The following is a 4,169-nucleotide window of genomic DNA, read 5'->3' on the forward strand; positions in this document are numbered from 1 at the left end:
CCCCGGGCCCCCGCGCCTACCCCAGCCGCGCCGCCTTGAGCGTCATGTGCAGCAGCAGCCGGTCCTCGCCGTTGTCCAGGTCCAGGCCGGTGAGCTGCTCCACCCGGGACAGCCGGTAGTAGAGCGTCTGCCGGTGGATGCCGAGGGCGGCGGCCGCGCGGCCGGCCTGGCCGGCGCAGTCCAGGTAGACCTCGGTGGTGCGGGCCAGCTCCGCGTGGGAGCGCTCCAGGAGAGGGCGGACGGCGTGGTCGGCCGCGCGGTCGGCCGGCAGGCCGGTCAGGACGCGGTACGGGCCGATGGCCGCCCACTCGGCGAGCGGGCCGAGCCGCCGTTCGGCCGCCGCCGCGCGGGCGGCGGACAGCGCCTCCGCCCAGGCGTCCGTGAGCTCGGCGAGGCCCTTGCGCGGTGTGCCCAGCCCGGCGGCGGCCAGGCCCGGGCCGCCGTCCGCGCCGGCCCGGGGGGAGTGCAGCAGCCGGTCGGCGGCGGCCCGGGCGGGCGCCGGTGCGCTGAGGGCGCGCAGCCGGACGAGGGCGGCCAGGGCCGCCGAGCCGTCCGGCAGGCTGCCGGGCACCGCGCAGAGCGCCGCCACGCCGGAGCGGGCGGCGAACGCCGACCCCGGGCGGTCGCCGCCGGCGCCCTCGGGGTCGTCGGAGTCCGTACGCCAGGGCGCCACCGCCAGCAGTGCCAGCGGCCCGTCCGCCGCCGGGCCCAGAGCCTCCCGGAGGGCGGCCCGCGCGGCGTCCCGGCCGGCCGGGCGCGCGGTCAGCAGGTCCCGCAGCAGCTCGCCCAGCTCGGCGCCGGCGCGGGCCTCGGCGGCCAGCAGGGCGCCGATCCGGGCGGCGGTCTCCATCGCCTGCGCCACGCGCGGGTCCGGCGCGGCGGGGTCCAGCTCGACGCCGGCCAGCTGCTCGTCGTCCAGCAGCCAGACGTAGCCGTGCACCACGCCCCGGTGGCGCACGGGGAGGCAGATGCGGCCCTTGAAGACGCCCGCCGCCGGGTCCGGCGGGATCCGCATCGGTGCTTGCGCCCGGGCGATCCCGAACGCCTCGAACCAGGCCCGGACGGCCGCCGTCGAGCGCCGCTGGAGGATCGAGCGCGTCCGCACCGGGTCCATGGAGACCTCAAGGTCGTCGTCGCCGCCGTGCGCGCCGAAGGCGATCAGGCCGAAGTCGCGGTCCTCCAGGGTCGCGGGGGCGCCGAACACCGCCGAGATCTCGTCCACGAGCTGCTGGTACTCGCCCCGCATGACGCGCCGCACTCCCTTTCTCCGGGTTCCCGGGATTTCGCCGTTTCCGCCAGGTTCCATCGGATCCCGCCGCGTTCCGTCCGGCCCCTTCGGGTTCTTTCGTCCGTTTTGGACCACCTCCGCGGCCGGCCGGGAACCATTGTCATACATCTGTCTGAGATCCCGGCCACGGATGCGTGACAGGTGTCGATAGTCCGCGAGGTGGCGCGAAACCTACGTTTCACGTCGAGTTGGTTATGCCGTCGTTCCGAGTGGGACCGGCCGTCATCGTGGAGGTGCCCGTGCTGGGTCCCGTCATCCTCGCCGCCTCGCGCAGCGACCGCATGCGTCGTTTCGTGTCGGCCGCCCCGGGCACCAAGCAGGTCGTCGACCGCTTCATCGCGGGCGAGACCGTCGGCCAGGTCATTCCGATCGTCAAGGACGCCGCGGCCAAGGGCCTGGAGGTCACCCTCGACGTCGTCGGCGAGGACATCACCACCGTCGAGCAGTCGTACGCGGCCCGTGACGCCTACCTGGAGCTGATCGAGCGCCTCAAGGAGCTGGGCCTCGGCGAGCGCGCCGAGATGTCCGTCAAGCTGTCCATGTTCGGCCAGGCGCTGGAGGGCGGCCACGAGCTGGCCCTCGCCAACGTCCGCCCGGTCGTCGAGGCCGCCGCCGCCATCGGCACCACCGTCACGCTGGACGCCGAGGACCACACGACCCTCGACTCGATGTTCGCCATCCACGAGGAGCTCCGGAAGGACTTCCCGCAGACCGGCTGCGTCATCCAGGCGTACCTGTTCCGCACCGAGGACGACGCCCGCCGGCTCGCCGCCGCCGGCAGCCGGGTGCGTATCGTGAAGGGTGCGTACAAGGAACCCGCCTCCGTCGCCTTCCAGGACAAGGCCGAGATCGACAAGGCGTTCGTCCGCATCGTCAAGATATTGATGGCGGGCGAGGGCTACCCGATGATCGGGTCGCACGACCCGCGTCTGATCGCGATCACCCAGGAGCTGGCCCGGCAGGCGGGGCGCAAGCTGGACGAGTACGAGTTCCAGATGCTCTACGGCATCCGCGGTGACGAGCACGTCCGGCTGGCCGCCGAGGGCCACCGGATGCGGGTCTACACGGCCTACGGCACCGACTGGTACGGGTACTTCATGCGCCGCCTCGCGGAGAAGCCCGCCAACCTGCTGTTCTTCCTCCGCTCGATGATCACCAAGGGCTGAGACCCTCCAACCCCGATAAGGAAACGAGACTCATGGACGCTGTCACCCAGGTCCCCGCCCCGGTCAACGAGCCGGTGCACTCCTACGCCCCGGGCTCCCCGGAGCGCGCCCGCCTCGAAGCCAAGCTCAAGGAGCTGGCGGGCAACCCCATCGACCTGCCGATGACGATCAACGGCGAGAAGCGGATGGGCGGCGGCGAGCGCTTCGACGTCGTGCAGCCGCACAACCACCAGGCCCGCATCGGCACCTACGCCAACGCCACCGAGCAGGACGCCCAGGACGCGATCGACGCCGCCCTGGCCGCCGCCCCGGCCTGGCGCGCCATGTCCTTCGACGACCGCGCCGCGATCATCCTCCGCGCCGCCGAGCTGCTCGCCGGCCCCTGGCGCGAGACGCTGGCCGCCTCCACCATGCTCGGCCAGTCGAAGACCGCCCAGCAGGCCGAGATCGACACCCCCTGCGAGCTCGTCGACTTCTGGCGCTTCAACGTGCACTTCGCGCGCCAGATCCTCGCCGAGCAGCCGGTCGCCAACTCCGCCGGCGTGTGGAACCGCAGCGACCACCGCCCGCTGGAGGGCTTCGTCTACGCGATCACGCCGTTCAACTTCACGGCCATCGCCGGCAACCTCCCGACCGCCCCCGCCCTGATGGGCAACGTGGTCGTCTGGAAGCCGTCCCCGACGCAGACGCACGCCGCCGTGCTGCTCATGCGGCTCCTGGAGGAGGCCGGCCTCCCCAAGGGCGTCATCAACCTGGTGACCGGCGACGGCCTCGCCGTCTCCGAGGTGGCCCTGAACCACCCCGAGCTCGCGGGCATCCACTTCACCGGCTCCACCAAGACCTTCCAGTACCTCTGGAAGACCGTGGGCAACAACATCGAGAAGTACAAGGGCTACCCGCGCCTCGTCGGCGAGACCGGCGGCAAGGACTTCGTCGTCGCCCACCCGAGCGCCGACCGCGCCATCCTGAAGACCGCCCTGACCCGCGGTTCCTTCGAGTTCCAGGGCCAGAAGTGCTCGGCCTCCTCCCGCGCCTACATCCCCCGCTCCATCTGGGAGGACGGCTTCAAGGAGGAGTTCGCGGCCGAGGTCGACGGCATCACCATGGGTGACGTCACCGACCTGTCGAACTTCATCGGCGCCGTCATCGACGAGCGCGCCTTCGCCAAGAACAAGGCCGCCATCGACCGCGCCAAGGCCGACCCGACCTGCACCATCGTCGCCGGCGGCACGTACGACGACTCGGTGGGCTACTTCGTCCGCCCGACCGTCATCGAGTGCACCGACCCGTCCAACGAGGTCTTCACCACCGAGTACTTCGGCCCGATCCTCGCCGTCCACGTCTACGAGGACGAGGACTTCGACGCGATGCTCCAGCAGATGGAGTCCGTCTCGGCGTACGCCCTGACCGGCTCGGTCATCGGCCAGGACCGCGCCGCGGTCGCCGACGCGATGGAGAAGCTCCGCTTCGCCGCGGGCAACTTCTACATCAACGACAAGTCGACCGGCGCCGTCGTCGGCCAGCAGCCCTTCGGCGGCGGCCGCGCCTCGGGGACGAACGACAAGGCCGGTGCGGCCACCAACCTCCTGCGCTGGGTCTCGACCCGGTCCATCAAGGAGACCCTGGTCCCGCCGACCGACTACCGCTACCCGCACATGGGCTGACCTGCTCTGCCCCTGTGCTTCCGCCCCCGTCCGGCTCGCGCCGGGCGGGGG

At 72.2% G+C, this 4,169-nt stretch carries 3 protein-coding genes; 2 read left to right on the forward strand and 1 reads right to left on the reverse strand.

The window, feature by feature from the left end; translation table 11 throughout:
* Window positions 1-16: 16 nt before the first annotated feature.
* Window positions 17-1,246, reverse strand: coding sequence for a PucR family transcriptional regulator (locus ACSNOK_RS31245; protein WP_436784167.1), 1,230 nt, complete (start codon window positions 1,244-1,246; stop codon window positions 17-19).
* 281 nt (window positions 1,247-1,527) lie between these two features.
* Between ACSNOK_RS31245 and ACSNOK_RS31250 the strand changes: the two genes are divergently transcribed.
* Window positions 1,528-2,454, forward strand: a complete 927-nt coding sequence (locus ACSNOK_RS31250; protein WP_223770920.1) for a proline dehydrogenase family protein — start codon at window positions 1,528-1,530, stop codon at window positions 2,452-2,454.
* 32 nt (window positions 2,455-2,486) lie between these two features.
* Entirely contained in the window at window positions 2,487-4,118 is a 1,632-nt protein-coding gene (gene pruA, locus ACSNOK_RS31255) for an L-glutamate gamma-semialdehyde dehydrogenase (RefSeq protein ID WP_436784168.1), read from the forward strand.
* The last annotated feature ends 51 nt before the right edge of the window (window positions 4,119-4,169 follow it).

The organism is Streptomyces sp. URMC 126 (genome assembly GCF_051386555.1).
Classification (GTDB): domain Bacteria; phylum Actinomycetota; class Actinomycetes; order Streptomycetales; family Streptomycetaceae; genus Streptomyces.